Annotated in this window: 27 protein-coding genes and 2 tRNA genes; 11 read left to right on the top strand and 18 right to left on the bottom strand. The window is 71.0% G+C overall.

Annotated elements, in window-relative coordinates; genetic code table 11:
* Nucleotides 1-14: 14 nt before the first annotated feature.
* Genes AB4Y76_RS09415 through AB4Y76_RS09390 form a run of 6 tightly spaced genes read left to right on the top strand, consistent with a single transcriptional unit; the run spans nt 15 to nt 5,740 of the window.
* Nucleotides 15-1,187, top strand: a complete 1,173-nt coding sequence (locus tag AB4Y76_RS09415) for a glycosyltransferase (protein ID WP_441924489.1) — start codon at nt 15-17, stop codon at nt 1,185-1,187.
* 55 nt (nt 1,188-1,242) lie between these two features.
* Complete coding sequence (locus AB4Y76_RS09410; RefSeq protein WP_441924487.1) at nt 1,243-1,908, top strand: class I SAM-dependent methyltransferase; 666 nt, start codon at nt 1,243-1,245, stop codon at nt 1,906-1,908.
* Between the two features lie 4 nt (nt 1,909-1,912).
* Nucleotides 1,913-2,395, top strand: coding sequence for a DUF4334 domain-containing protein (locus AB4Y76_RS09405; protein ID WP_441924485.1), 483 nt, complete (start codon nt 1,913-1,915; stop codon nt 2,393-2,395).
* The gene (locus AB4Y76_RS09400; RefSeq protein WP_441924483.1) at nt 2,392-3,480 is read left to right on the top strand and encodes an NAD(P)-dependent alcohol dehydrogenase; all 1,089 of its coding nucleotides are present in this window, start codon (nt 2,392-2,394) and stop codon (nt 3,478-3,480) included. Before AB4Y76_RS09405 ends, AB4Y76_RS09400 begins: the two co-directional genes overlap by 4 nt.
* Before the next feature lie 32 nt (nt 3,481-3,512).
* Nucleotides 3,513-4,661: an acyl-CoA dehydrogenase family protein gene (locus AB4Y76_RS09395; protein ID WP_441924481.1), complete on the top strand. Its 1,149-nt coding sequence runs from the start codon at nt 3,513-3,515 to the stop codon at nt 4,659-4,661.
* Between the two features lie 11 nt (nt 4,662-4,672).
* Nucleotides 4,673-5,740 (top strand): acyl-CoA dehydrogenase family protein, encoded by a 1,068-nt coding sequence (locus tag AB4Y76_RS09390; protein ID WP_441924479.1) that lies wholly within the window; start codon nt 4,673-4,675, stop codon nt 5,738-5,740.
* 28 nt (nt 5,741-5,768) lie between these two features.
* Here the strand turns inward: AB4Y76_RS09390 and AB4Y76_RS09385 are convergent, their stop codons facing one another.
* Nucleotides 5,769-6,662 carry a GNAT family N-acetyltransferase gene (locus AB4Y76_RS09385; protein WP_441924477.1) on the bottom strand — a complete coding sequence of 298 codons (894 nt, stop codon included), beginning with the start codon at nt 6,660-6,662 and terminating at the stop codon, nt 5,769-5,771.
* A 78-nt stretch (nt 6,663-6,740) separates the two neighbouring features.
* On the opposite strand from AB4Y76_RS09385, the gene valS reads away from it, so the two are divergent.
* Nucleotides 6,741-9,383, top strand: a complete 2,643-nt coding sequence (valS, locus tag AB4Y76_RS09380) for a valine--tRNA ligase (RefSeq protein ID WP_441924475.1) — start codon at nt 6,741-6,743, stop codon at nt 9,381-9,383.
* A gap of 10 nt (nt 9,384-9,393) precedes the next feature.
* On the opposite strand, the gene AB4Y76_RS09375 is transcribed toward valS, so the two are convergent.
* From AB4Y76_RS09375 to AB4Y76_RS09335, 9 genes are all read right to left on the bottom strand, one after another.
* Entirely contained in the window at nt 9,394-10,128 is a 735-nt protein-coding gene (locus AB4Y76_RS09375) for a hypothetical protein (protein ID WP_441924473.1), read from the bottom strand.
* A gap of 215 nt (nt 10,129-10,343) precedes the next feature.
* Nucleotides 10,344-11,624, bottom strand: coding sequence for an ATP-dependent Clp protease ATP-binding subunit ClpX (gene clpX / locus AB4Y76_RS09370; RefSeq protein WP_441924471.1), 1,281 nt, complete (start codon nt 11,622-11,624; stop codon nt 10,344-10,346).
* Between the two features lie 112 nt (nt 11,625-11,736).
* Nucleotides 11,737-12,342, bottom strand: a complete 606-nt coding sequence (locus tag AB4Y76_RS09365) for an ATP-dependent Clp protease proteolytic subunit (protein WP_441924469.1) — start codon at nt 12,340-12,342, stop codon at nt 11,737-11,739.
* Nucleotides 12,343-12,344: 2 nt separating this feature from the next.
* The gene (locus AB4Y76_RS09360; RefSeq protein WP_441924731.1) at nt 12,345-12,950 is read right to left on the bottom strand and encodes an ATP-dependent Clp protease proteolytic subunit; all 606 of its coding nucleotides are present in this window, start codon (nt 12,948-12,950) and stop codon (nt 12,345-12,347) included.
* A gap of 141 nt (nt 12,951-13,091) precedes the next feature.
* Nucleotides 13,092-13,559: an SRPBCC family protein gene (locus tag AB4Y76_RS09355; protein WP_441924467.1), complete on the bottom strand. Its 468-nt coding sequence runs from the start codon at nt 13,557-13,559 to the stop codon at nt 13,092-13,094.
* A 25-nt stretch (nt 13,560-13,584) separates the two neighbouring features.
* Nucleotides 13,585-14,787 (bottom strand): esterase/lipase family protein, encoded by a 1,203-nt coding sequence (locus tag AB4Y76_RS09350; protein WP_441924465.1) that lies wholly within the window; start codon nt 14,785-14,787, stop codon nt 13,585-13,587.
* Between the two features lie 122 nt (nt 14,788-14,909).
* The gene (gene tig / locus AB4Y76_RS09345) at nt 14,910-16,316 is read right to left on the bottom strand and encodes a trigger factor (protein ID WP_441924463.1); all 1,407 of its coding nucleotides are present in this window, start codon (nt 16,314-16,316) and stop codon (nt 14,910-14,912) included.
* A gap of 135 nt (nt 16,317-16,451) precedes the next feature.
* Complete coding sequence (locus AB4Y76_RS09340) at nt 16,452-16,814, bottom strand: GntR family transcriptional regulator (protein ID WP_441924461.1); 363 nt, start codon at nt 16,812-16,814, stop codon at nt 16,452-16,454.
* Between the two features lie 24 nt (nt 16,815-16,838).
* Nucleotides 16,839-16,911 (bottom strand) — tRNA-Pro (locus tag AB4Y76_RS09335).
* 114 nt (nt 16,912-17,025) lie between these two features.
* On the opposite strand from AB4Y76_RS09335, the gene AB4Y76_RS09330 reads away from it, so the two are divergent.
* Nucleotides 17,026-17,099 (top strand) — tRNA-Gly (locus AB4Y76_RS09330).
* Between the two features lie 59 nt (nt 17,100-17,158).
* Here the strand turns inward: AB4Y76_RS09330 and AB4Y76_RS09325 are convergent.
* Both AB4Y76_RS09325 and AB4Y76_RS09320 read right to left on the bottom strand, forming a co-directional pair.
* Nucleotides 17,159-17,341, bottom strand: a complete 183-nt coding sequence (locus AB4Y76_RS09325; protein ID WP_441924459.1) for a hypothetical protein — start codon at nt 17,339-17,341, stop codon at nt 17,159-17,161.
* A gap of 83 nt (nt 17,342-17,424) precedes the next feature.
* Nucleotides 17,425-18,546: a PP2C family protein-serine/threonine phosphatase gene (locus AB4Y76_RS09320; protein ID WP_441924457.1), complete on the bottom strand. Its 1,122-nt coding sequence runs from the start codon at nt 18,544-18,546 to the stop codon at nt 17,425-17,427.
* Between the two features lie 165 nt (nt 18,547-18,711).
* On the opposite strand from AB4Y76_RS09320, the gene AB4Y76_RS09315 reads away from it, so the two are divergent.
* Complete coding sequence (locus AB4Y76_RS09315) at nt 18,712-19,338, top strand: serine O-acetyltransferase (RefSeq protein WP_441924455.1); 627 nt, start codon at nt 18,712-18,714, stop codon at nt 19,336-19,338.
* Here AB4Y76_RS09315 and AB4Y76_RS09310 read toward each other — a convergent pair.
* The 3 genes from AB4Y76_RS09310 to AB4Y76_RS09300 are packed head-to-tail and all read right to left on the bottom strand — an operon-like array spanning nt 19,335 to nt 21,625.
* Complete coding sequence (locus tag AB4Y76_RS09310; RefSeq protein ID WP_441924453.1) at nt 19,335-20,180, bottom strand: Fpg/Nei family DNA glycosylase; 846 nt, start codon at nt 20,178-20,180, stop codon at nt 19,335-19,337. The two genes, AB4Y76_RS09315 and AB4Y76_RS09310, sit on opposite strands and share 4 nt — an antisense overlap.
* The gene (locus tag AB4Y76_RS09305; RefSeq protein WP_441924451.1) at nt 20,173-20,670 is read right to left on the bottom strand and encodes a ribose-5-phosphate isomerase; all 498 of its coding nucleotides are present in this window, start codon (nt 20,668-20,670) and stop codon (nt 20,173-20,175) included. The genes AB4Y76_RS09310 and AB4Y76_RS09305 overlap by 8 nt, the downstream gene beginning before the upstream one ends.
* Nucleotides 20,671-20,695: 25 nt before the next feature.
* Nucleotides 20,696-21,625 carry an RDD family protein gene (locus tag AB4Y76_RS09300; RefSeq protein WP_441924449.1) on the bottom strand — a complete coding sequence of 310 codons (930 nt, stop codon included), beginning with the start codon at nt 21,623-21,625 and terminating at the stop codon, nt 20,696-20,698.
* Between the two features lie 136 nt (nt 21,626-21,761).
* Here AB4Y76_RS09300 and cls point away from each other — a divergent pair, with 136 nt between their 5' ends.
* Nucleotides 21,762-23,240, top strand: coding sequence for a cardiolipin synthase (gene cls / locus AB4Y76_RS09295; protein ID WP_441924447.1), 1,479 nt, complete (start codon nt 21,762-21,764; stop codon nt 23,238-23,240).
* A gap of 11 nt (nt 23,241-23,251) precedes the next feature.
* On the opposite strand, the gene AB4Y76_RS09290 is transcribed toward cls, so the two are convergent.
* Together AB4Y76_RS09290 and AB4Y76_RS09285 are read right to left on the bottom strand one after the other, a co-directional pair.
* Complete coding sequence (locus AB4Y76_RS09290; RefSeq protein WP_441924445.1) at nt 23,252-24,154, bottom strand: alpha/beta hydrolase; 903 nt, start codon at nt 24,152-24,154, stop codon at nt 23,252-23,254.
* Between the two features lies 1 nt (nt 24,155).
* Complete coding sequence (locus tag AB4Y76_RS09285) at nt 24,156-24,749, bottom strand: hypothetical protein (protein ID WP_441924729.1); 594 nt, start codon at nt 24,747-24,749, stop codon at nt 24,156-24,158.
* Nucleotides 24,750-24,806: 57 nt separating this feature from the next.
* Between AB4Y76_RS09285 and AB4Y76_RS09280 the strand changes: the two genes are divergently transcribed.
* Nucleotides 24,807-25,148 (top strand): DUF2568 domain-containing protein, encoded by a 342-nt coding sequence (locus AB4Y76_RS09280; protein ID WP_441924443.1) that lies wholly within the window; start codon nt 24,807-24,809, stop codon nt 25,146-25,148.
* Nucleotides 25,149-25,162: 14 nt separating this feature from the next.
* On the opposite strand, the gene metG is transcribed toward AB4Y76_RS09280, so the two are convergent.
* Nucleotides 25,163-26,971 (bottom strand): methionine--tRNA ligase, encoded by a 1,809-nt coding sequence (gene metG, locus AB4Y76_RS09275; RefSeq protein WP_441924441.1) that lies wholly within the window; start codon nt 26,969-26,971, stop codon nt 25,163-25,165.
* Between the last annotated feature and the right edge of the window lie 26 nt (nt 26,972-26,997).

The raw sequence follows: 26,997 nt of genomic DNA, 5'->3' as shown, positions 1-26,997 counted from the left end.
GCAGGGAGGCCCGCGTGCCGCTGACCGTCCTGGTCGACCCGGTCATGAACGGCCACCACCCGCAGGCGGTGGCCAACCTGACCCTGTTCCTCCAGGGCGCCGGGCACGACGTGCTCCTGCTCACCCAGGCCGGCGGCACCGACTGCACGGAGTACGCCGAGTACCTCGGCGACGTCCGGATCGAGGTCGCCGAACCGTTCACCTCACCGATCCCGCCGACCGCCGAGATCGCGGCCGCCGTCGCGGACGTGTGCCGGACCCGCGACGTCGACACCGTCGTGCTGATGGACGCCGACGTCGCCCTCAAGTCCTGGTGGCGGCACGCTCCGCGGGCCTTCCGCGGGATCGCCCGCAAGCCGCGGTTCGTGCTGATGCTGACCCGCTACCCGGCCCGCGCGGGCCTGAAGCCGATCAGCTGGAAGCTCAAGGCCCCCAAGGCGGTGCTCGCGGCGGTGGCCCGCACCCGCGGCGTCGCCGACCGGGTGGCCGGGTTCGCCGGCCGCGACGACATGACCACCGGCTGGATCGTGAAGCGGGCCCGCGACCCCGAGATCTGCTCGGCGCACTCGCGCGACCGGGTGGCGCTGCGCGCCGAGCTCGGGCTGCCCCAGGACCGGAAGATCGTCGGCGTCTTCGGGCTGATCAGCCAGCGCCGCAACGCGCACCTGATCTTCGAGGCGATCGAGCAGGGCGCGATCGACGCCGACCTGCTGCTCGCCGGCCCGGTCTCGCCCGAGGTGCTGGAGTGGGTCGAGGAGCTGCCGGCCGACCGCCGGGCGCGGGTCGAGGTCCGGGACGGCTTCCACCCCAACGACCTGCTCGACAAGCTGGTCGCCGCGGTCGACGTGGCCCCGATCCCGCTGAGCAACAACGGCCCCAGCGGCATCATGGGCAAGGCGACGGCGGCCGGCGTCCCGGTGGTCACCGCGGGGTCCACCGTCCGCGCGAAGGAGATCGCCGCGACCGGCGGCGGGGTGGCCGTCGAGCTGACCGCGACCGGTCTGGCCGACGGGATCCGGGCGATGCTGGACCGCGCCCCGGACGCCGCCCCCACCCGGCGGGTGCCGCCGGCCACGGCCGAGGAATTCGCCAGCGCCCTGCTCGGTATCGACGCCGACGGACGGGTCTTCAGGGGCCCGGTGCCGCGGCCGGTCGCACGTTCGGCCGCGCCCTCGGACCGGCCCTGACACCGAGTTCTGAACAACCCCACCGGTCCCACCCGATTCGGGTAGCGTTCGCCCGGTGAATTCCCGTCTCCGCGCCGCCGTGCGGCCCGTCGCTCGCCCGATCGTCGTCGCCGCCAACAAGCCCTTCGCCACCCGTCGCGCCAACGCGGCGCTGAAGTCCGCGGCCCGGCCGGTGCGCCTGGAGATCGGCGGCAACGACCCGCGTGAGGGCTGGGTCGTCACCAACGTGGGCCCGTTCGCCCGCAACTACCTGGACGCGACCGCGGCGTGGCCGCTCGAGGACGGCTCGGTCGAGCTGGTCTTCGCGGACAACGTGGTCGAGCACATCCCGCTCGAGGGCGTCCGCGCGATGCTGCGCGAGGCCTACCGCTGCCTGCAGCCGGGCGGCACCGTCCGGCTCTGCACCCCGGACATGCGCAAGCACGTCGACCTGTACCTGAAGGGCCGCGAGAGCCTGGACGGACCCGAGGCCGGCTTCTACAAGGGCATCGGCCTGACCGTCGAGCACCCTGTCGACCTGCTCCGGATCCCGGTGGCCTCGTTCGAGCACTGGATGGGCTACATGTTCGACTTCGAGACCCTGAAGCAGGAGCTGGAGGCGATCGGCTTCCACTCGGTGGTCGAGAAGGAGCTCGGCTTCAGCGACGTCGACGGCCTCTCCGGCCTCGACCTCCGCGAGGGCGAGGAAGGCACCCAGATGTCGGTCGAGGCGACCCGCTGACCCGATGAGCCGCGCCCGATTCGACACGCTCGTCGCCGCCCCGAGCCCGTCGCCCGCGGAGCTCGACGCGCTCTGGGCCGACCTGGCCACCGTGCGGGTCGAGGAGATGCTCGGTTCCTGGCGCGGCGGAGCCCTGCTCAAAGGGGAGGGCGCGACCGGGCACCCGGCCAACGGGTTGCTCACCAAGATCGGCTGGCACGGCAAGCGGTTCGACTCCGCGCTCGAGGGACATCCGCTGATCTGCCGCGACGCCGACGGCAACCTCTACTCGAACGCGGCGGCGGCCGGCGGCGGCCACGCCTCCCTCTGGGAGGTCGGCTTCCGCGGCGAGACCACCGCGACGATGGTGTACGACGCCATGCCCGTCTTCGACCACTTCAAGAAGGTCGACGACGACACCGTCATGGGGATCATGAACGGCAAGCTCGAAGCGGTCTTCGGGACCGCCGACCACTACTACTTCTGGCTGGAGCGTGAGCACGCATGAAGACCACTGTCGCCGTCGTGAATTCCCAGGGCGCGGACTTCTCCCTCGAGGAGGTCGAGCTCGACGGACCGCGGGCCGACGAGGTCCTGGTCCGGATCGTCGCGACCGGCCTGTGCCACACCGACATCCACCTCAAGGGCTTCCTGCCCGAGGAGATGTTCCCCAACGTCTTCGGCCACGAGGGCGCCGGCGTCGTGGAGGCGATCGGTGACGACGTCACCGGCATCGAGGTCGGCGACCACGTCGTGCTCAGCTTCCGGTCGTGCCGTGCCTGCGAGAACTGCACGAACGGCCTGGTCGGCTACTGCGACTCCTCGCTGCTGCTGAACTACATGGGCATGCGGATGGACGGATCGCAGACCTACTCCAAGGACGGCGCCGGTGTCTTCGGCAACTTCTTCGGCCAGTCCAGCCTGTCCCAGCACGCCATCGCGTACGCCGACAACGTGGTCGTGGTCGACAAGTCCGTCGACCTGACCAAGGTCGCCCCCTACGGCTGCGGCTTCCAGACCGGCGCCGGCACCGTGCTCAACGTGCTGAAGCCGGAGGCCGGGGACAGCCTGGTCGTCTTCGGCGTCGGCGCCGTCGGGCTCGCCGCCCTGGCCGCCGCCCAGCACCTCGGCGTCGGCACGGTCGTCGCGGTCGACCCGATGGCCAGCCGCCGGGACGCGGCCGCGAAGTTCGGCGCGATCGGGGTCGACCCGACGGCCGAGGACGTCGTCGAGAAGATCAAGGAGCTCACCGGCGGCGGGGCGTCGTACGCGATCGACACGACGGCGATCTCGGCCGTGGTGAAGCAGGCCCAGCAGGCGCTGAAGGTGCGCGGCACCCTGGTGGCCCTGGGCCTCGGCGCCGAGGAGTACGCGATCGACGCGATCGACCTGCTCCAGACCGGCAAGGTCATCAAGGCCTCCATCGAGGGCGACTCGGACCCGCAGGAGATGGTCCCGCGGCTGATCGCGCTCAACGCCGCCGGCGAGTTCGACGTCGACGACCTGATCGCGACGTACCCGTTCAGCGAGATCAACCAGGCCGTGGCCGACGTGCTCGCCGGAAAAGTCGTGAAGCCCGTCCTCGTCTGGTGACTGCCGCGCCCCGGTGCGGCTAGCCTCGCCGCATGAGGCTTCGACTCACCGAGGAGGAGACCGCGTTCCGCGAGGAGATGCGGACCTTCTTCACCACCGAGATCCCCCAGCACGTCCGCGACACGATCGCCGCGGGCCGGCACATCGGCAAGGACGACTACGTGACCTGCATGCGGGTCATGAACGCGGCCGGCCTCGCCGTCCCGAACTGGCCGGTGGAGTGGGGCGGACGCGACTGGACCCCGCTGCAGAAGCACCTGTGGCACGAGGAGATGCAGCTGGCCTGCGTCCCGCCGCCGCTGGCGTTCAACGCCAGCATGATCGGCCCGGTGATCGCGCACTTCGGCTCCCAAGAGATGAAGGAGCGGTTCCTGCCGGCGACCGCGAACCTGGACATCTGGTGGTGCCAGGGCTTCTCGGAGCCGAACTCCGGCTCCGACCTGGCTTCGCTCTCCACCCGCGCCGAGCGTGACGGCGACGACTGGATCGTGAACGGGCAGAAGACCTGGACGACGCTCGGCCAGCACGCCGACTGGATCTTCTGCCTGGCCCGGACCGACCCCGAGGTGAAGAAGCAGGCCGGCATCTCGATGCTGCTCTTCCCGATGGACTCCCCCGGCGTGACGCTGCGCCCGATCCAGATGATCGACGGCGGCTACGAGGTCAACGAGGTCTTCTTCGACAACGTCCGGGTCCCGGGCGAGAACCTGGTCGGCGAGGTCAACCAGGGCTGGACGCAGGCGAAGTTCCTGCTCGGCAACGAGCGGGTCGGCGTCGCTCCGGTCGGGGCCACCAAGCGGGTGCTGGCCTCGGTCAAGGAGATCGCCCGCGAGCAGGGACGGCTGGAGGACCCGCTGCTGGCGGCCCGGTTCGTCGAGCTCGAGAACGAGCTCCTCGCCCTGGAGCTGACCGCCCTGCGGGTGGTCGCGAACTCCTCGGACGGCAAGCCGCACCCGGCGTCCTCGATCCTCAAGCTCAAGGGCACCGAGCTGCAGCAGGCGGTCTCCGAGCTCCAGGTCGACCTGGCCGGCGAGCTGTCCTTCGCCGTCGGCTCGGAGACGGCGCCCGGGTGGGCGACGCTGGCCACCCCGACGTACCTGAACCTCCGGAAGGCGTCGATCTACGGCGGGTCCAACGAGATCCAGCGCCAGATCATCGCCGGCACGATCCTCGGACTCTAGGAGCAGAGCACATGGACTTCACGCTGGACGAGGAGCAGGCCGCGCTGCGGGACGCGGTCCGCGGGCTGCTCAAGGGCTACGACCCGAGCGTCGACGCCGAGCGGCGCCGGCAGGTCACTGCGACCGACCCGGGCTTCGACACCGCGCTGTGGGGCCGGCTGGCCGAGATGGGCCTGCTCGGCCTGCCGTTCGCCGAGGCCGACGGCGGCATGGGCGCCGGGCCCGTCGAGGTGGCTCTCGTCGCCGAGGAGATCGGCCGGGTGCTGGCACCCGAGCCGTACGTCGCCGCGGTCGCGCTCGCCGGCGGCCTGGTGGCCGCGGCCGGCAGTGACGACCAGCGGGCGGAGCTGCTCGGTGGGCTTTCCTCCGGCGAGCACCTGCTCGCCTACGCCCACGCGCACGGCGAGGAAGGCGTCGACGAGGTGGTCCTCCAGGGCGCGCAGGCGGACACGATCATCTGGCACGTCGGCGACGAGCTGTTCGTGGCGCCGCGGCCGGCGGACGCGGTCGCGTTCGCCACGAACGACGGCGGCCGGGCCGCCCGGCTCGTCTTCGACCGTGCCGCGGCGACGCCCCTGGGCGCCGGTGGGGACGCGTCCGAGGCGATCGCCCGCGCGACCGCCCTGGCGCGGATCGCCGCGTGCCACGAGGCTCTCGGCGCGATGGACACCGCGCTGGCGATGACCACCGCCTACCTGACCACCCGGCAGCAGTTCGGGGTCACGCTGAACCGCTTCCAGGCGCTCACCTTCCGTGCCGCCGACATGTATACCGACCTGGAGCTGACCCGCTCGCTGGTCACCTGGGCGACGATGGTCGCCGCCGCGACCGACGACCTCGCGGCGCTGACCGACGCGGCCGTCCGGGCGAAGCTCCAGACCGCCCGCGCCGCGCGCAGGATCGGGCAGGAAGCGATCCAGCTGCACGGCGGCATCGGCGTCACGGCCGAGTACGCGGTCGGCTGGTACACCTCCCGGCTGACGCTGCTGGCCCGCTGGCTCGGCGACGCCGACGACCAGGTGCGAGCCCTGAGCGGGACGCTCGGCGACCACGCGGTGCTGGACCCGCTCGAGGTCTAGGTTTCGAGACGGTCGCTGCGCGACCTCCTCACCCTCCGGATCCGATCTGCACGCCGCCGGTGACCGCCAGCGGGCGGTAGCCGAGCCGGCGGTACACCCCGGTGGACGTGGGATTCTGCTCGTCGGCGAAGAGGCACACGCGGGCGCCCTCGTCGAGGAGGCGTCGCGTGATCGCGGCCACCCCGGCGGCCGCGTATCCACGGCCGCGGTGCTCCTGGGGCGTGTAGACCGGCCCCACCCGGGCTACCCCGAAGCTTGGCGGGTTGTACGCCGTCACCGCGACCGGCACGCCGTCCTCGTCGTCCCAGAGCCACACGTCGCCCGCGAGGATCCGGGCCCGGGTGCTCTCCCGGGTCTCGATCTGCGGGTGCGGGTCCACCCGGCCGGCCTGCTCCGAGGCGTCCGGGCCGAAGGCGTCGAACCAGCCCTGGACGAGGTCCACCTCGTCCTCGCGGGCGATCCGCAGCCGTCCGGCCACGGTGGGCGGCTCGACCAGGTCGGTCACCTCGTAGAGGCTGGTGCGCTCGGTCTCGGAGGCGGTGCCGCCGGACAGCCTGATCGTCTCCGCGGCGAAGACGTCGATCGTCGGCACGTAACCGTTCACCACGGCCACGCTCTCGCCCCGGTCGTGCAGCGTGCGCGCCAGGAGGCGCGCGGCCCCGTCCGGCATCGCGAGCAGGTACGGCGGGTGCGGGGGCAGCGGTGCCGTCCGCATCGCGGCCCCGACCGGCTGGCCGTCCTGGTCCCGGACGACGACCCACCAGGGCGCCGGGGCGCCGTCCGGCCGGGTGTCGTCCCCGCGCGCGAACCGGGCCGTGACCGAGGCGACCACCGTGCACCGGACCGGCTCCGCGGCGAGCAACGGCTCGGCCGCGGCGAGGAAGTCGTGCGGGTCGTCGAAGAACTCGAGCAGGTGATCCACCCCGCGAGCCTAGGAGACGGGGTTCGCAGGTCAGAACTGGTTTTCGAGGTCCCCGAGCACTTCCGTAGCATTGCGCCCATGACCGACACCCAGCACCTGTCCGACGCCCCGACGACCGCAGCGCCCGCGGCGGTCGTCGTACCGGACAAGCCCGCGCTGGAGGGCCTGGAGGGCACCTGGGCGGAGCGCTGGAAGAGCGAGGAGACCTACAAGTTCGACCGCACCCAGCCGCGCGAGAACGTCTACTCGATCGACACTCCCCCGCCGACCGTCTCCGGCAGCCTGCACGTCGGCCACGTCTTCTCCTACACCCACACCGACCTGATCGCCCGCTACCAGCGGATGCGCGGGAAGTCGGTCTTCTACCCGATGGGCTGGGACGACAACGGCCTGCCGACCGAGCGCCGGGTGCAGAACTACTACGGCGTCCGCTGCGACCCGTCGCTGCCGTTCGACCCCGACTTCACCCCGCCGGCGAAGCCTGACCCGAAGAAGCAGGTCCCGATCTCGCGGCCGAACTTCATCGCCCTGTGCGAGGAGCTCGTCGAGGAGGACGAGAAGGTCTTCGAGTCGCTGTGGCGCACCCTCGGCCTGTCGGTGGACTGGTCGACGACGTACACCACGATCGGCAAGGACGCCCAGACCGTCAGCCAGCGGGCGTTCCTGCGCAACTTCGCGCGCGGCGAGGCGTACCTGCAGGAAGCGCCGACGCTGTGGGACGTGACCTTCCAGACCGCGGTCGCGCAGGCCGAGCTCGAGGCGCGCGAGTACCCGGGCGCCTACCACCGGGTCGCCTTCCACACGGTGCCGACCGACGGCGGCGACGGCACCCCGATCCACATCGAGACGACCCGACCCGAGCTGATCCCGGCCGTGGTCGCGCTGATCGCCCACCCGGACGACGAGCGCTACCAGCCGCTCTTCGGCAAGACCGTCACCTCGCCGGTCTTCGGCGTCGAGATCCCGGTCCTCGCGCACGAGGCGGCCGAGCCGGACAAGGGCGCCGGCATCGCGATGTGCTGCACCTTCGGCGACCTCACCGACGTCCAGTGGTGGCGCGAGCTCCAGCTCCCGGTCCGGACCGTGATCGGCCGTGACGGCCGGCTGCACCGGGAGACCCCGGAGTGGCTGGCCTCCGAGCCCGCCGCCTCCGCGTACGCCGACCTGGCCGGCAAGACCACCTTCAGCGCGCGCGAGGAGATGGTGGCCAAGCTGCGCGAGTCCGGCGACCTCGACGGCGAGCCGAAGCCGACCCAGCGGATGACGAACTTCTTCGAGAAGGGCGACAAGCCGCTGGAGATCGTCGCGACCCGGCAGTGGTACATCCGCAACGGCGGCCGCGACGCCGAGCTCCGGGCCGACCTGATCGAGGACGGCGCGGGGATCACCTGGATCCCGGCCCACATGAAGCACCGGTACGACAACTGGGTCGGCGGCCTGAACGGCGACTGGCTGGTCTCGCGGCAGCGCTTCTTCGGCATCCCGTTCCCGGTCTGGTACCCGCTCGACGCCGACGGAGAGCCGGACTACGAGCACCCGTTGATCCCCACCGAGGACGCCCTGCCGGTCGACCCGTCGACCGACGCCCCGGCCGGGTACGACGAGGCGCAGCGCGGTCGGGCCGGCGGCTTCATCGGCGACCCCGACGTGATGGACACCTGGGCCACCTCCTCGCTCACCCCGCAGCTGGCCTGCGGCTGGGAGTCGGACCCGGACCTGTTCGCGCGCACCTTCCCGATGGACCTGTGCACGCAGGCCCACGACATCATCCGGACCTGGCTGTTCAGCCGTGTCGTCCGGGCGCACCACGAGAACCACGTGCTTCCGTGGACGCACGCGATGCTGTCCGGCTTCGTGATGGACCCGGACCGCAAGAAGATGTCGAAGTCCAAGGGCAACGTGGTCGTCCCGACCGAGATCCTGGACAAGTTCGGCGCCGACGCGGTCCGCTGGCGCGCGGCGATGGCCCGCCCGGGTCTGGACTCGCCGTTCGACGAGGCGCAGATGAAGGTCGGCCGCCGGCTGGCGATGAAGGTCCTGAACGCCTCGAAGTTCGTCCTCGGCGGCGTCGGCGCGACCACGGTCGACGCGGCCGCGGTCACCGAGCCGGTCGACCGGGCGCTGCTGGCCGGGCTGGCCGGCACGATCACCCGGGCGACGCAGGCGTTCGACGACTACGACTACACCACGGCGCTCGAGGTCATCGAGAAGTTCTTCTGGGAGTTCTGCGACGACTACCTGGAGCTGGTCAAGGAGCGCGCGTACGCCGAGGAGGGCGGTCCGGCCACCGAGTCGGCGAAGGCCACCCTCGCGACCGCACTGCACGCCCAGCTCCGGCTGCTGGCCCCGTTCCTGCCGTACGTGACCGAGGAGGTCTGGTCCTGGTGGCCGTCCGCCGGTGGCGGTTCGGTCCACCACGCGACCTGGCCGACCCCGGCGGAGCTCTCGGCCGCCGGCGAGGGCGACCCTGCCGTGCTCACCGCCGTCGCGACCGCGCTCGGCGGGATCCGCGGCGCGAAGTCGCAGGCGAAGGTGTCGATGCGCGCCGAGCTGTCCCGGGTCGAGATCTCCGGCCCCGCGGCGCTCGTCGAGGCGGCGGGTGCCGCGGCCGAGGACCTGCGGAAGGTCGGCAAGGTCGTCGGCGAGCTGGTGCTCGTCGCGGACGACGCGGCGACCGAGCTGACGGTGACCGCCGAGCTGGCTCCGGTCGAGGAGGCCTGAGCGGTTCGGCTCAGCGGTGGCGGTGGCGGGCGTTGCCCTTGCCGTGGCCGTGGCCGTTGCCGTGGCCCTTGCCCTGGTCGGCCTTGTTCTGAGCCTTGTCCTGACCCTTCTCAGGACCCTTGCCGTTGCCGTTGCCGCGCGAGTCGTCAGAGCCGCTCGCGGCCGGGCTGCTGCTCGGCGTGGCGACCTGGTCGCGGGCGCGGGCCTTGTCCGCGCCGTGCCCCTTGCCCTGGCCCCCGCCGTGGCCGTGGCCGTGGCGGCCCCGGCCGTCAGTGCCAGGCGTCACGTCGCTGCCGCTACCGGAACCGGTGGTCGGCTTGGCGACCGTCGGGCTGCTCGTGCCGCCGCTGCCGGGGCGCGGGGTGCTGGTGGTCGGGGTCGGGGTGGGGGGCGTCGCCGGGACGACCGGCTTCGCGACAGTCGCGCCGGCAGCGGTGGTCGGCTTGCTCGTCGCGCTGGCGTGATGCACCGCGACGGTCGCGGTGTGCTGACCGCCAGTGGCGGTGTCCGCGTCCGACACCGGGCGGCTGGTCGTCGACCGGCCCTGGTCGCCGCTCAGCAGCGGGACCGTCTCGATGGTCGTGGAGCCGTCCTCGCGCAGACGCAGGACCGGACCGAGAACGGCGCCGGAGGACGCCCCGAAGGACGCGGGTGAGCGACCGCTGACCACGACGGTGAGAGCACTCGCGCGCAGGCCTGCAGCGATCACGAAGCCGCACACGACGGCTACGAGGATGAAGGCCATGATCGGCCTGGTCCGGTTGATCTGCAACCCTGCTCCCGAGCTCCGGCTGCGAGGTGCAGCCTCCTGGTGGACACCCGTTCCTGGGCGTCCACGGAGACCCTAACGGAACTCCGGGTGTCCGACATGGCCCTTTGGAACTATTCGTCCGTACCCGAACGTGCCTTTCGACACGGACGGGTTCCCGAACTTCCGCCGGGTGCCCCACCAGGCCTTCGTCAGGCGGACTTCTTCTTCTTCGCCTCGGGCTCCCGGACCACCAGGGTCGGGTTCACGTTGTCGGCGACGACCTCGCCGGTCACGACGACCTTCGCGATGTCCTCGCGGGACGGGACCTCGTACATCACGTTGAGGAGGACCTCCTCGATGATGGCGCGCAGGCCACGGGCACCGGTCCCCCGCTCCATCGCCTTGTCGGCGATCGCGGTGATGGCGTCCTCGGTGAACTCCAGCTCGACACCGTCGAGCTCGAACAGCTTCTGGTACTGCTTGATGAGCGCGTTGCGCGGTTCGGTCAGGATCTGCACCAGGGCCGGGTTGTCGAGCTTGTTGACGCTCGCGATCAGCGGCAGCCGGCCGATGAACTCGGGGATCAGCCCGAACTTCACCAGGTCCTCGGGACGCACCTGGGCGAACATCTCGTCCGCCTCGGCCTCCTTGGAAGCGCGCATCTCGGCGGTGAACCCGAGCGTCTTCTTGCCGACCCGCTGCTCCACGATGTGCTCCAGGCCGGCGAACGCGCCGCCCACGATGAACAGGATGTTCGTCGTGTCGATCTGGATGAACTCCTGGTGCGGGTGCTTGCGGCCGCCCTGCGGCGGGACCGAGGCGGTGGTGCCCTCGAGGATCTTGAGCAGCGCCTGCTGGACGCCCTCGCCGGACACGTCGCGCGTGATCGACGGGTTCTCGGCCTTCCGGGCCACCTTGTCGATCTCGTCGATGTAGATGATGCCGGTCTCGGCCTTCTTGACGTCGTAGTCGGCGGCCTGGATCAGCTTGAGCAGGATGTTCTCGACGTCCTCGCCGACGTAGCCGGCCTCGGTGAGCGCGGTCGCGTCGGCGATCGCGAAGGGGACGTTGAGCATCCGGGCGAGGGTCTGGGCGAGGTAGGTCTTGCCGCAGCCCGTCGGGCCCATGACGAGGATGTTGGACTTCGCCACCTCGACGGCTTCGTCCTTGCTCTTCGAGGCGCCCGCGGTGACGCCGGCCTGCACCCGCTTGTAGTGGTTGTAGACCGCGACCGCGAGCGACTTCTTCGCCTGCTCCTGGCCGATGACGTAGGAGTTCAGGAACTCGAAGATCTCACGGGGCTTCGGCAGCTCCTCGAGGCCGACCTCGTTGGTCTCGTTGAGCTCTTCCTCGATGATCTCGTTGCAGAGGTCGATGCACTCGTCGCAGATGTACACGCCGGGTCCGGCGATCAGCTTCTTGACCTGCTTCTGGCTCTTCCCGCAGAAAGAGCACTTCAGCAGGTCACCCCCGTCCCCAATGCGTGCCACGGGCGACGTCTCCCCTCATCAGTGCCGACGAATGATCGGCATCGCTCGTTCCGACGGTACCTCGCCGCGTGGATCTTTGCGGCGGGACACGGCCAGATTTCCGAGGCCGCGCTCAGACGAGCGCGGCCGCCTTGCGCGACTCCAGGATCGCGTCGATCAGTCCGTACTCCACCGCGCCGTCGGCCGTGAGGATCTTGTCGCGCTCGATGTCGCGGCTGACCTCCTCGACCGTCTTGCCGCTGTGCTCGGCGATCATGATCTCCAGCAGCTCGCGCATCCGGAGGATCTCGTTGGCCTGGATCTCGATGTCCGAGGACTGCCCGTAGGTGCCCTCGGTGTAGGGCTGGTGGATCAGGATCCGGCTGTTCGGCAGCGCCATCCGCTTGCCCGGCGTACCGGCCGCGAGCAGGATCGCCGCGGCCGAGGCCGCCTGGCCCAGGCAGACCGTCTGGACGTCCGGCTGGATGAACTTCATCGTGTCGTAGATCGCCGTCATCGCGGTGAACGAGCCGCCGGGCGAGTTGATGTAGATCGAGATGTCGCGCTGCGGGTCCATCGACTCCAGGCACAGCAGCTGGGCCATCACCGCGTTGGCGATGTCGTCGCTGATCGGCGTGCCGAGGAAGATGATCCGGTCCTCGAAGAGCTTCGCGTACGGGTCGATCCGGCGGAAGCCGTACGACGTCCGCTCCTCCCACTGAGGGATGTAGTAGTTCATGCTCAGTCCTTGTTCCGGGCCGGACGGCCCTCGTCGGCGGCTTCGCGGGCGCTGGTGATCACCTGGTCGATGAAGCCGTAGTCCTTGGCCTCCGGAGCGGTGAACCAGCGGTCGCGGTCGGCGTCCTGCTCGACCTGGTCGATCGCCTGACCGGTGTGGTGCGCGATCAGGTCGAGGAGCACCTTCTTGATGTGCAGCGACTGCTGCGCCTGGATCTTGATGTCCGAGGCCGAGCCGCCCATGCCGCCGGACGGCTGGTGCATCATGATCCGCGCGTGCGGGAGCGCGTAGCGCTTGCCCTTCGCGCCGGCGCAGAGCAGGAACTGGCCCATCGAGGCGGCCAGGCCCATGCCGACGGTCGCGACGTCGTTGGGGATGTAGTTCATGGTGTCGTAGATCGCCATGCCCGCGTCCACCGAGCCACCCGGGCTGTTGATGTGCAGGAAGATGTCGGCCTCCGGGTCCTCCGCGGAGAGGAGCAGGAGCTGCGCGCAGATCGCGTTGGCGTTCTGGTCACGCACCTCGGAGCCGAGGAAGACGATCCGTTCACGGAGCAGCCGCTGGTAGATGTGGTCGTCGAGTCCGTAGGACGCGCCGCCACCGTTCATCTGGGGACCGGGAATCTCGTTCACGTCCAAGACCCTAGACGGCGGTCCCGCCAATTCCACGGGCAAACCGGCCGTGTTCGCCCAGAGCGGACTCAGAGCGGACCCAGAGCGCACCCAGGGCGGACTCGGCGGTGCGGCCGGTCAGCCTTCGAGGCTCGCCTTGAGCCGCGCGAGCGTCTGCGCCATCCCGGCCTCGAGCTCGTCGGCGTGGTCGTCGTTCCCGCCGAGGAACAGCGGCGCGAACAGCTTGCTCATCACGGTCAGGTCCCCCGGGACCGGGCGGCGGTGGACCACCCGGGTGCCGTCGCCGTCGGCGGCCAGCTCGTAGATCCACCGGGCGCCGCTGGACCGGGTGTCCCAGGCCAGCGCCTCCCCCGGCTCGAGGACGGCGACGACGCTGCGGGTGGGCCAGACCACTGCCTTGCGGCGGTTGATGCCGAGGTACTGCTGGCCGACCTTCAGCCCGCCGCGCTTGAGCGGCAGCATCCGGACCAGCTCGGGGCTCCACTCGGGCATCCGGCTGAAGTCGCTGAGCGCGGCCCAGACCTCCGCCGGGGGCGCCGCGATGGTGGTCTCGGCCCGGAGCTCCCGGGCTGCGGTCTCGGTCATGCTGGTCTCCGTCGGGTCGGGGGATCTAGGGGCGCGCGAGCCAGGTGCGGAGCGCCCGGTACACATCTTCGTGGTTCAGCAGGTCGAAGTGGTGGGCGTTCGGGATGTGGAGCACGTCGGCGCCCGGGAACAGCTCCTCGCCGTTCGGCAGCAGACCGGCGGCCGAGCGGTACTGGACCAGGTAGTCCCCGACCGTGGCCGCGACCGGGTGCCGCGCGGAGCGCGACAGCGTCGCCGCGACCAGGCGGTAGCGCGCGTGCGGGACCGCCTGCACGTCGTCGGGCATCCCGTCGTGCAGGTCGAGGACGCCGGCGGAGCGCTGCTCGAAGATCCGGGCGAACGGGGCCGTCTCCGGGACGCGCCCGGCGAGCCGGACCCCGCGGGCGATGCCGCGCTCGACCGGCGACCCGGTGTGCGGGGTGCCCAGCGTGACCACGTCGGTGACCAGCGCGGTCCACGGCTGGTCGTCGTCCAGGGTGACGGCCAGCGCGGCTCGCGCGATCAGGCCGCCCATCGAGTGCCCGACCAGGGCGATCCGGCGCACCTCGGTCGGCCAGCCGTCGACCAGGCTCCGCAGCAGCGCGCTGAGCGCGACCCCGGTCTCGGCGACCGTCAGCCCGGTGTTGGCGCGGACGTAGACCGGCGTCCAGCCCTCGTCCTCGGCGAGCCGGGCGCCGTACGGCGCGGCCCCGGTCCCGTCCTCCCGCCGGGGCCGGCTGCGGCGGTCCCAGTAGGCCTCGGTCTCACAGAGCCCGTGCAGGAAGACGACGAGCGCGTCGCTCGCGTCCGGGTAGGCGGCGGCGAGGCCGTCCGGGGTCAGCGGGACGTCCCGTCCGTCGCGGCGTACGCCGATCTCGATGGCGAGCGCCGAGCCGTCCGCGACCAGCCGGTCGCCGATCAGCCCGTTGACCGCCGAGACGACGAACCGGCCGCGCGGACCGTCCTCGATCGCGGGGCCGACGCCGAGCCGGTCGGCGTGCCGGAGGCCCCGCGCCGCGGCGCGCATGCCGATCCCGAGGCCGGCGTACACCCCGGCGGCGATGCCGTCGTGGATCCGGTGCGGGACCGTCGGCCGGCCGGTGACGCGGTCGAGGACGGCGTGGACCCGGTCGGAGACGGAGACGTGCACGTCGCGGACGGCTCCGAGGACGAGGTGGTCGAGGTGCTCGGTCGCCAGGGCCGCGGCCTCGAGGACCCCGGCGCCTGCGGGGGTGGCCCGTCGCGTCATGGCGGCAGTCAACCACATTCAGTGAACGAGTGTGCACTCACTTGGCGTGCGCTCCCCCACACCGGAGAAGGCAGAACGCCCGGCCACCTCGCGGTGGCCGGGCGTTCCGGGTGCTGCTGGGCTCAGGCCTCGTCGCCCTCGGTGGCCTCGGGGGCCTCGGGGCCCTCGGTGGCCTCCTCGACGACCTCGGCCTCGAGCTCGCCGATGGTGCCGTCCGGGCGGAGGAGCTTGAGCTCGACGTGGTTGCCGGACTCGTCGGTGACCTTCGCGGACTCGACGATCAGGGCCAGCGCCTTGCCGCGCACGACCTCGGCCACCATCTCCGGGATGTGGTTGTGCTCCACCATGTGCTTCATGAACTCGTCGGGGTTCTGGCCCGACTGCTGCGCACGGCGGAACAGGTGCTGGGAGAGCTCCTGCTGCTCGACACCGAGCTCCTCGGTCTTGGCGACCTCGTCGAGCAGGAACTGCGCGGCCATCGCGTCGCGGACCCGCTTCTCCAGGTCGGCCTCGAACTCGTCGACGGTCTGCTTCTCGTTGTCGAGGTACTGCTCCATCGTCATGCCCGAGTAGAGCAGCTGCTGCTCGACCTCGGACTTGCGCTGGGCGAGCTCACTGGTGACGGTCGCCTCCGGGAGCGGGATCTCGGCGGCGTCGAGCAGCTTCTCCAGGACGGCGTCACGGGCGGCGGCGGCCTGCTCGAGGCGCTTGCCGCGCTCCAGGCGGGTCGCGACGTCCTCGCGCAGCTCGTCGGCGGTGTCGAACTCCGAGGCGGTCTGGGCGAACTCGTCGTCGAACGCCGGGAGCTCCTGCTCCTTGACGTTGTTGACCTTCACCAGGACGTCGACGTCCTGGCCGGCCAGGTCGCCGCCGAGCAGCTGGCTGACGAAGGACTTCTCCTCGCCGGCGGACAGGCCGCGGAGCGCCTCGTCGACGCCCTCGAGCATGTCGCCGGAACCGACCTTGTACGAGTACCCGTTGACCTCGCCGCCCTCGACGTCCTCGCCGTCCTTGGTGGCCTTGAGGTCGATCGAGACGATGTCGCCGTCCTGCGCGGCGCGCTCGACGTCGTTCAGGGTGGCGAAGCGCTCGCGGAGGGCCTCGACCTGCTCGGTGATGTCCTCGTCGGTGACCTTGATGTCGTCGACGGTGACCGCGAGGTCGTCGTACGCCGGGACGGTGATCTCCGGGCGGATGTCGACCTCGGCGGTGAACTCGAGGGTCTCGTTGTCCTCGAACTTGGTGATGTCGATCTCCGGCTGCGCCAGCGGCGTCAGGTCGTTGTCCTGCAGCGCCTGGACGTAGAGCTTCGGCAGCGCGTCGTTGATCGCCTCGTCGAGGACGGCGCCACGGCCGACCTGGCGGTCGATGACCGGCGGCGGGACCTTGCCCTTGCGGAACCCGGGGATGTTCACCTGCTTGGCGATCCGCTGGTAGGCCGCGTCCAGGCTGGGCTTCAGCTCTTCGAACGGAACCTCGACGGTGATCTTGGCCCGGGTCGGGTTCAGCGTCTCGACGGCGCTCTTCACAGGTGTTCTCCTTGGTGCGGTTGTCTCGGTGCGGTCGGCGCGCTCACTCTGCGTTCACTCTCGGGCTCACTCGAAGCCACGAGGGCGCGCGTCACCGACGTGTCAGCCTACTTCCTCCGGCACACCCACCCGAAATCAGGAGGAGCGGACGGGATGCTGCTCCAGGTGCCGCACCAGCGCGACCGCGTCGGCGGGAGTCAGCCCGAGCGCGGTCACCTGCGCCAGGTACGTCGCCGCCGCCTCTTTCGCCTTCCGCTCGACCTGGTCCCCGGTCACGAAGCTGCCGGCCCGCCCGCGGGTCTCGATGACGCCGGACTGCTCCAGCTCCCGGTACGCCCGCGCCACCGTGTTCGCCGCGACCCCGAGGTCCTCGGCCAGCCGGCGCACCGTCGGCAGCCGGTCCCCCGGCTGCAGCTCCCCGGAATCGACGTGCGCGACGACCTGAGCCCGGATCTGCTCGTACGGCGGCGTCTGGGTGTCGGGGTCGACCGTGATCATGCGGCGACTCCCTCGTCCGTTCGGTCGGGGCGACAGGACTCGAACCTGCGGTCTCCTGCTCCCAAAGCAGGCGCGCTAGCCACTACGCTACGCCCCGTTTCCGGCCCGCCCTGCGGGCCGGAAACGCAGTCTAGAGGAATGCCGACATGCAGTGCGGTTGGAAGCTGTGGCATCCTGTGTGCCGGCCACGGAGAAGCCTCGACGTGACCACGGGGATGTAGCTCAATGGTAGAGCCCCAGTCTTCCAAACTGATTACGCGGGTTCGATTCCCGTCATCCCCTCCACACTTCGGGTCGTGTGCCTCAGGACGCGCCCGACCGCGTCGTCGGGCACACGACTTGCCTCAGCGGTACAGCGCCTCGAACGCCTGGTAGACCATCCAGGCCGGCCAGAAGAACGCCTGGAAGATCGACCAGATGTGCTCCCAGAAGCCGTCCGCCTGGCCCCAGAACCAGAACAGTGCGCCGAAGATGCCGAGGCCGTAGAGCGCGCCGCTCGCACCGGCGTTGCCTGCGTTCGATCCCATCGCGGTCCCCTCTCGTCAGGTAGGACCACTGTCCTACGGTCGCTGGGAGGAAGCGACGACCGAGACGGGCGCGTCGCCCAGGCTCACGCCTCCCCCACCAGCGTGCGCCGGTGGACCATCACCACCGCGCCGTCGTCGTTGCCGGTGGCGAGGCGGTCGATGAGGTGCTGGGCGGAACCCTCGAAGCCCTGGGCGAAGAGCACCTGGCCGAGCCCGGCCAGCTTGTCGATGCCGCTGCCGATGTCGCGGCTGGACGTCTCGACCAGGCCGTCGGTGTACATCAGCAGCGCGTCACCCGGCATCAGCGTGCCGGTCACGACCTCGAAATCGGTGTCCGGGATCAGGCCGAGCACGGGGCCGTCGGAGTCCAGCGTGGTCCAGCGCCCGGAGCCGGCGTGCAGCCAGATCGCCGGCGGGTGACCGGCCTTCCGGAGCTCGAACTCCCCGGTGCACAGCCGCAGGTGCAGGTGTACGGCGCTCGCGAACCCTTCGTCCCAGTCCTGGCGGAGCAGGTACTCGTTCGCGGCGGTCAGGAACTCGGCCGGCGGGACCGCCGAGGCCAGCCCGCCGAAGGCGCCGGAGAGCAGCAGGGAGCGGGTACCGGCCTCGATGCCCTTGCCGGAGACGTCGACCACGATCAGCTCCACGGTCGACCCGTCGGTGGCCCGGCTGGCGACGAGGAAGTCGCCGCCGAAGGAGGTTCCGCCGGCGGACCGGGTGGCCGACTCGACCAGCCACTCCGACGGCAGCGCCGGGATCGTGCCCTGGTTGGCGATCCGGTCGCGCAGGTCGACGAACATCGACTCACCACGCGGTCCGGCGACGCCGAGGCGGGCACGGCGGAAGGACGTGACCATCACCAGGAAGGCGATCCCGAAAGTGATCACCACCCGGGAGATGGTGCGGGTGCTGATCGTCGGCTGGGCCGCCAGCAGCACCACGACGCAGGCCAGGCAGAACACGACGAACCACGGCAGCGTCCGCGGGCCGAGCCAGAGGGTCGCCAGGAAGATCGGGACCAGCATCGCGACCTGCGGCACCACGTCGACGTTGAGGATGCCGCCGATGGTGATCGCGATGGCGAGCAGCACCAGCGCCACCAGTGCCGGGCGGTCGGAATCGACCATGCGTCGGCGCAGGCGCATCCGCCACTCCGAGAACCGGTCCAGCGGTCGCCGTACCGCGGACCAGGACGTCTCAGCCACGCGACCCGCTCCCCGCCGGAGTGCAGGCAGAGGCCCCGCAGGCGCGTTCCCGATGTCCCACCACGGGAACATCATGCACTGGACCGTCGCCCTCCCGCTGCCCATCGTGCGGGCGACCTGGCCGTTTCGGACCGGCGGCACGACCGGTGGTCTATCTTCTTCCGCATGCTCACGAACGCCCGGTCGTCGAAGTCGGCCGCTCCCCTGGACGCCGACTCGCCGTTCCGCGAGCTGGTCTTCTCCGACCTCGCCCGCTACCGCGGCGAGGGCGCCCGCGGGTGGCTGCGGGTGCTGGCCGTGTGCTCCACCGACCCCGGCATGATCGCGTCGGTCATCATCCGGGCACAGCAGGCGCTCAGCCGCCGCGGCCCCAGCCGCCTGGCCCGGATGCTGCGCACGGTGGCGACGATCATGCTCGGCGCGGACCTGTCGCCGGGTCCCCGGATCGGGCCCGGATTCATGATGCCGCACCCCTCGGGGGTCTGCATCGGCTTCGACCTGGTGATCGGGTCCAACGTGACCTTCGCCGGCGGCGTCACCTGCGGCGCCCGCTACCCCGACCCCCGGATGGCCGGGTTCACCCCGGACCAGAAGTTCGCGCGGATCGGCGACAACGTCACCATCGGTGCGCACGCGGTCATCGTCGGCGAGGTCCACATCGGCGACAACGCCCTGGTCGGCGCGCACACGCTCGTCACCAAGGACGTCCCCGAGAGCGCCGTGATGTTCGGGATCCCCGCGCGCAAGATCGGCGTGCGCGACTTCACCACCGACGAGCCGACGGGGCTCTAGCCGGCCGCCCGCGATCGGAACACCGGCTGGCAGCGCGGGCACCAGAAGAGGTTGCGCCCGACCAGCACCTCGGTGCGGACCTTCGCCCCGCAGACCAGGCACGGCTGCGCCGTCCGGCGGTAGACGTACACCTCGCCGCCGTGGTCGTCCTTGCGCGGCTCCCGGCCCATCGCCTCCGGGGTGTGCTCCGCACGGACCGTGTCGATCCGGCCGGTCTCGACGCCGTACTCCATCAGCTCGCGGAGGTCGTCCCACATCGCCTGGAACTGCGCCCGGCGCAGCGTCCGCCCGGGGCGCAGCGGGTGGATCCGGTGCCGGAAGAGGATCTCGGCGCGGTACACGTTGCCGACGCCGGCGACGACCGCCTGGTCCATCAGCAGGTCCCCGATCGGGCGGTGGCTCCGCGAGATCCGCCCCCAGGCACGCTCCGGGTCGCCGGCCGGTACGTCGGCGGGCCGCAGCGGGTCCGCACCCAGCTGCCCGAGGATGGCGTCGCGCCGCTCGACGCCGATCAGGTCGCACTGGGTGGCGCCGCGCAGGTCGGCGTACGTGGTCGCGTCGAGGAGCCGCAGCCGGACCTGTCCGACCGTCTCCGCCGGCGGCGGCGCCGGGTACAGGTCGAACTTCCCGATCAGTCCGAGGTGCACGTGGATGAACCAGTCGCCCTCGAACTCGAGGAACAGGTGCTTGCCGGCCGACTCGGCCCCGAGCAGCACGTGGCCGTCGACGACCGCGGCGTCGCCGGCGAACCGGCCGTGCGGTGAGCTCACCCGCACCGGGCCGCCCACGAAGGCGGCGTCGAGGTCACGGGCCAGGCGGAAGAGGGTGTGCCCCTCAGGCATCCGGGCCGAGCCCCTGCGCGGACTCGGGCAGCGGCGGCAGGGCCCCGGTCGTCTCGTACGACGACATCATCCCGATCCGGCGCACGTGGCGCTCGTCGTGCGTGAACGGGGTGCCCAGGAACACCTCGATGAAGCCGGTGAGCTCCTCGATGGTGTGCATCCGGCCCCCGAGCGAGATCACGTTCGCGTCGTTGTGCTCGCGGGCCAGCGACGCGGTCTCCTTGCTCCACACGAGCGCGGCGCGGATGCCCGCGACCTTGTTGGCCGCCATCTGCTCGCCGTTGCCGGAGCCACCGATCACGATGCCGGCGCTGCCGGGGTCCTTCACGACGCCCTCGGCGGCCCGGAGGCAGAACACCGGGTAGTCGTCGAGCGCGTCGTAGACGAACGGGCCGTGGTCGACGGGCTCGTGCCCGTTCTCCCGGAGCCACCCGAGGAGGTGGTCCTTCAGCTCGAGGCCGGCGTGGTCGGAACCCAGGTGGACGCGCATGGCGCCGAGGATATCGAGGCTGGGCCTACGGCTTGGACGCGGCCTCGACGAGCGACTTGGACAACCCCGGCGGCAGGTCGACCTGCCGCGGCGGCCAGTCGTAGACGACCGCGGTCCGGGCGATCAGGTCGTGCAGGGCGCGGCGGTCCTTCTGCACGATGATCAGCAGGCAGCCGAGCCCGAGCAGCAGGATGCTGAACGGCAGGATCAGCGTCCGCCAGAACGCGGACTGGATTCCGATCGGCGAGCCGTCCCAGGAGACCACCCGGAGGCCGACCAGCGCCTTGCCGGGCGTGCGGCCGGCGATCTCGACGCAGAGGAAGACGTAGGAGAACGCGCTCACCACGCCCAGCGCGATCCACCACGGGTTGCTCGCCTGGACGTTCAGGTGGTAGTCGAAGAGGGTGCTCAGCAGGTAGTCCAGCCCGGCCAGGAAGACCGTCGCCGCCGCGATCATCAGCCAGACGTCCACGACCACGGCGAGGAGCCGGCTGACCGGGCCGGCGTACCGGCCGGTGACCTGGAGCCGGCCCTCGGAGGAGAACGACGGCTCCTCGTGGCGGTAGCGCGCCGGGGCGTGCGACCAGACCCGCGGGTGCCGGCCGAAGACGCCGTCGACGACCTTCCCGAGCAGCAGGTCGATCACGACGAGCTGGCGCCGGGCGAGGTCGATCGCGGACCCCGCGAACCGGCCGGTGCTCGCCGCGACGATGTCCGGGATGCCGGAGCGCTTGACCAGGCCTTCGATGTCGGCACGGCCGAGCAGCTGGTCGATGTCGATCCGGCCGAGCAGGTCGTCGACGTCGATCCGGTCGAGCAGCGCGTTGATGTCGACGCGTTCGAGGAGCGCGTTGATGTCGATCTGCTCGAGGATGGTGTCCGGGTCGATCGTCTCGATGACCTTCTCGGTCACCACGCCCGTGATCTTGGCGATGCCGTGGCGTTCCCGCGTCATCGGACCCACCTCCTCAGCACTAGCCGGATCCGGCCATCATCGCAGCACCACCCGCGTGGACCCTCGCTTACGGAGGACGGCGCGCCCTACGATCGCAGGACCTCTCCTCCGGAGAGCCGGCGAAAGGCAGCAGCCCGTGAGCATCACCGGCGACACCACCACCGACTTCACCTTGCTGGGCGCGCTGATCCTCCTGGCCAGCTTCACCGCGAAGGTGGCCGCCCTCGGTGTCATCCCGGGCAACCGGCGCCCCTCCTCCGGGATGGCGTGGCTGCTGGTGGTCCTGCTGGCACCGCTGCTCGGCATCGTGTTCTTCTTCTTCTTCGGCTCGACCGCCGTCGGCCGCAAGCGGCACGCCCGGCAGCAGGCGGTGAACGACCGGATCGCCGAGGCCACGAAGTCGATGCCCGAGGACCTCGCCGGCCTCTCGCCGTCGGTGCGGACCGTCGCGGTGCTGAACCGGAAGCTCGGGACGATGCCGATGACGTCGGACAACACCGTCGCGGTGATCGAGGACTACGAGCAGTCGCTGCGGGCGATGGCGGCGGCGATCGACACCGCGACCGACTACGTGAACGTCGAGTTCTACATCAGCGCCTGGGACGAGATGACCGACCCCGTGTTCCGCTCGCTGGTCGCGGCCACCGAACGCGGCGTCGCGGTCCGCTACCTCTTCGACCACCTCGGCTCGCGCGGCATCCCCGGCTACAAGGACTTCGTCAAGCGCCTGGAGGCCACGAGGATCCAGTTCCACCCGATGCTGCCGATCAAGCCGCTGCAGCGCCGGTTCCGGCGACCCGACCTGCGCAACCACCGCAAGATCCTGGTCGTCGACGGGCGCACCGCGTTCATGGGCTCGCAGAACATGACCGAGCCCGGCTACAACAAGCCGAAGAACCACGAGGCCGGCCGGAAGTGGGTCGAGCTGATGGTCGAGGTGCAGGGACCGGTCGTCGCCGAGCTCAACGCCACCTTCGCCTCGGACTGGTACTTCGAGACCGACGAGCAGCTCGGCGTGCAGCCGGTCACCGGTGGTGAGGCTCCGCTCCCGGACCCGGTGCCGGGCGTCGGCGCCCAGGTGGTCCCGAGCGGTCCCGGGTTCTCCACCGAGAACAACCTGCGGATGTTCAACACGCTGATCTACGCGGCCGACGAGCGGGTCTCGATCACCAGTCCGTACTTCGTGCCCGACGAGTCGCTGCTGTACGCCGTCACCACGGCCGCGCAGCGCGGGATCGACATCGAGCTGTTCGTCAGCGAGGAGTCCGACCAGTTCATGGTCGGCCACGCGCAGGCGTCGTACTACCGGGCGCTGCTGGAGGCCGGGGTGCGGATCTACATGTACCCGGCACCGCTGGTGCTGCACTCCAAGCACTTCACCGTCGACGACAACGTCGCGGTGATCGGGTCGAGCAACATGGACATGCGGTCCTTCGCGCTCAACTACGAGGTGTCGATGATGATGACCGGCACCGCGGTGGTCGAGCGGATGCGCGCGGTCGAGGACCACTACCGGGAGCTCTCCCGCGAGCTGACCCTGGCCGAGTGGGAGCAGCGGCCGTTCCGCACCCGGTACGTCGACAACGTGATGCGGCTGACCTCGGCACTGCAGTAGCCGCCGGCCGGTCAGCCGTGCCGCTGGCGCAGGCGGTGCTGCTGGAAGAAGGCCGCCACCTGCCGGGTCAGCGGCTCGGCCGCGTCGAAGACGTCCGGGTGCCGCCAGAAGCCGTGCACCTGGCCGAGGTAGCGGGTGCCGACCACGGTCACGCCGGCCTCGGCGAGCAGCCGGGCCAGCTCCTCGCCCTCGTCGCGCAGCGGGTCGTGCTCGGAGGTCATCACCAGCGTCGGCGGCAGGGTGCCGAGCCGGTCGCTGAGCAGTGGTGCGAGGTCGGGATCGGTGAGGTCCTCGGGGCGGGCGGCGTACTGCTCCCAGTACCAGGCCGCCTCCTCGGGGGCGAAGCCGTCGGCGGCCGTCCGGTAGGAGTCGAACCCGGCCGCCGGGTCGAGGAACGGGTAGAGCAGGGCGACCCCGGCGAACCGGCCCGGGTTCCGCAGCGCCGCGACCAGCGCCAGGTTGCCGCCGGCGCTGTCGCCGTGGACGAGGAGAGGCAGGTCGAGGTCGTGCGCGGCACCCTCGGCGGCGAGCCACGCCAGCACCGTGTCGACGTCGTCCGGCGCCGCCGGGAACCGGTGCTCGGGCGGGCGGCGGTAGTCGACGCTGAGCACGGCCAGGCCGGACCGGTTGGCGAGCCGGCGGGCGGCGGCGTCGTGGACGTCGATGTCGTGGAAGACGAACCCGCCGCCGTGCAGGTGCACGATCAGCGCGTCCGCACCGGCCGGGCGGTAGAGCCGGCAGCGGACGCCGCCGGCGTCGAGGTCGCGGACCTCGGCGACGTCCTCGCGCGGGGCCGCGGCGGCCGCGGCCCGGGCCTCGGCGCGGGAGGCAGCGATGTCGAAGGCCGGGTCGGTGACCGGGAGGTCGTCGGCGGCAGCGGCGACGGCGGCACGCGCCTGCGGGTGGAGCACCACGTCACCACCACCGCATCAGGTGGCGCAGCGCCACCGTCATCGAGGCCGCGACCCGGAAGTCGAGGCGGCGGTCCGGAACGGTGACCGTGTAGTGGTCGAGCAGGGCGAACTCGCGTTCGACGGTCATCGTGGGGAAGCCACGCTCGCCGAAGTCGATGAAGTAGGCCAACGGGAGGAAGAGGAAACGGCGCGCCAGCGCGACGACCTCGTTGCGCTCCTGGCCGACCGCGTTCAGGGACGGCGCGCTCAACCGGAAGGTCGGGCGCAGCAGGCTCCGGCCGAAGTCCTTCTGGAAGTAGCCGATCGCGTCACCGCGCTCGTCGAAGACGTCGTAGCCGACGGCCACGTCGACCACCTGGCGCGCCTTGAACGAGAACACCCGCCGGGTGCGCGCCTCGTCGGCGTAGAACGTCACCTGCTCCTTGAGCCTGAGCCGCTTCCGCTGCCCGATCGCGATGAGCTCCCCCTGGCCGCCGTCCGGGCCGACGGCCCGGATCTCGTACCGGTGGGTGAACAGCGTGAACCGGCGCCGCACGTAGAAGCCGGGCAGGTGCATCGGCGGATCGTGCTTCGGCATCGGTGGCTGGAACTGCATCGCGGACACCCGGGAAAGGTTAGTGCGTGCCCCTGGGGACACCCCTAGTGTCTGGGCATGGCGATCTTCGGTTGGGCCGTGCTGTTCCTCGTCTTCGTCGACGAGCTGCTGGCCATCGCGGCGGCGGCGACGTGGGGCGAGTGGAAGGGCGGGACGTGGCTCGCCGTCCTGGCGGCGCTGGTCACGGTGGTGGTCTGGTTCCTCTTCGCCTCGCCCAAGGCCCGGTACGGCGGCCGCTGGGTCCGGCCCGTGGTGAAGGTGCTCGTCTTCACCCTCGCCTCGGCCGGCCTCTGGGTCAGCGGCCACGAGACGCTGGCGGTCGCCTACTTCGCGTTCTCGGTGGCCGTCAACGCGCTCGCGCAGCTGCCGTCGATCAAGGCGCTCGTCACCGACTACTGAGACCGTCGGGACCCCTACCGGGATCCCAGCCGGTCGAGCTCCTCGTCGACCACCGACGGGTCGAGCTTGGTGAACACCGGGGTCGGCTTGGCGACCGGCGTACCGACGACGACCGGGTGGCGCTGCCAGGCCGGGACACCGCTGTAGTCGCCGGTGAGGATCGGGTAGCCCGCGCCGCCGTCCAGGTCGTCGGCCTCGACGATCCCGGGCATCGGCTGGACCGCGCCCGAGCCGCCCAGGACGGCGTCCACCGCGTTCGCCGAGAACGGCAGGAACGGCGACAGGATCAGGTTGAGGTCGGCGACGCACTGGGCTACCACGTGCAGCACGGTGCCGAGCCGGTCGCGCTGGTCCTCGCCCTTGAGCTTCCACGGCTCGGTGTCGGAGACGTACTTGTTGACCTCGCCGACCAGGCGCATCGCCTCGCCGATCGCCGCCTTCTGCCGGTGCTTGGCGATCAGGTCACCGACGGCGCCGAAGCCGGCCTCGACCGCGTCGAGGAGCGCCTGGTCCTCGGCGGTCAGGTCGCCGGCGGGCGGGATCGCCTCGAAGTTCTTGCTGATCAGGGTCGCGGTCCGGTTGACCAGGTTGCCCCAGCCGGCGACGAGCTCGTCGTTGGTGCGGCGCACGAACTCGGCCCAGGTGAAGTCGGAGTCCTGGTTCTCCGGGCCCGCGGCCGCGACGAAGTAGCGGAACGCGTCCGGCTGGTAGCGGCTGAGCAGGTCGCGCACGTAGATCACGACGCGCTTGGAGGAGGAGAACTTCTTCCCCTCCATGGTCAGGAACTCGCTGGAGACGACCTCGGTCGGCAGGTTCAGGACGCCGTACGGGCCGGGCTCGCCGCCCTTGTCGCCCTTGCCGGCGTACGCGAGCAGCTCGGCGGGCCAGATCTGGCTGTGGAAGGTGATGTTGTCCTTGCCCATGAAGTAGTAGGACAGGGCCTCCGGGTCGTTCCACCACTGCCGCCAGGCCTCGGGGTCGCCCCCGGAGGCGGCGCTGCGGCGGGCCCACTCGATGCTCGCGGACAGGTAGCCGATCACCGCGTCGAACCAGACGTAGAGCCGCTTGGTGGGGTTCTCCCGCCACCCGTCGAGCGGGATCGGGATGCCCCAGTCGATGTCGCGGGTCATCGCCCGGGGACGGATGTCCTCGAGGATGTTCTGGCTGAACTTGATGACGTTCGGGCGCCAGGTTCCGCTCGCCTCGCGCTCGTCGAGCCAGACGGTGAGCGCCGCGGCCAGGGCCGGCAGGTCGAGGAAGAAGTGCTGGGTCTCGATGAACTCGGGGGTCTCGCCGTTGATCTTCGAGCGCGGGTTCTTCAGGTCGGCCGGGTCGAGCTGGTTGCCGCAGTTGTCGCACTGGTCGCCGCGCGCGCCGTCGTACCCGCAGATCGGGCAGGTGCCCTCGATGTAGCGGTCCGGCAGGGTGCGGCCGGTCGACGGCGAGATGGCGCCGTGCGTGGTCTGCTCGAGGAAGTAGCCGTTGTTGAAGACGCCGGTGAAGAGCTCCTGCACGACCGCGGTGTGGTTCCGGGTCGTGGTGCGGGTGTAGAGGTCGTAGGAGACCCCGAGCGCGGCCAGGTCCTCGGCGATCAGCCGGTGGTTCTCGTCGGCGAGCTCCTGCGGCGTCACGCCGGCCTCGTCGGCGGCGATCAGGATCGGCGTGCCGTGCTCGTCGGTGCCCGACACCATCAGGACATCGTGGCCGGCCATCCGCATGTACCGGCTGAACACGTCCGAGGGCACGCCGAAACCGGCGACGTGGCCGATGTGGCGCGGACCGTTGGCGTAGGGCCAGGCGACGGCGGAGAGGACTCGGGTCATGTCGGGAATCCTAGTGAGGCGCGAGC

This window comes from Marmoricola sp. RAF53 (assembly GCF_052114005.1).
In the GTDB taxonomy this organism is placed as follows: Bacteria; Actinomycetota; Actinomycetes; order Propionibacteriales; family Nocardioidaceae; genus Marmoricola.
This window is presented reverse-complemented; position numbering and strand designations above follow the sequence as displayed.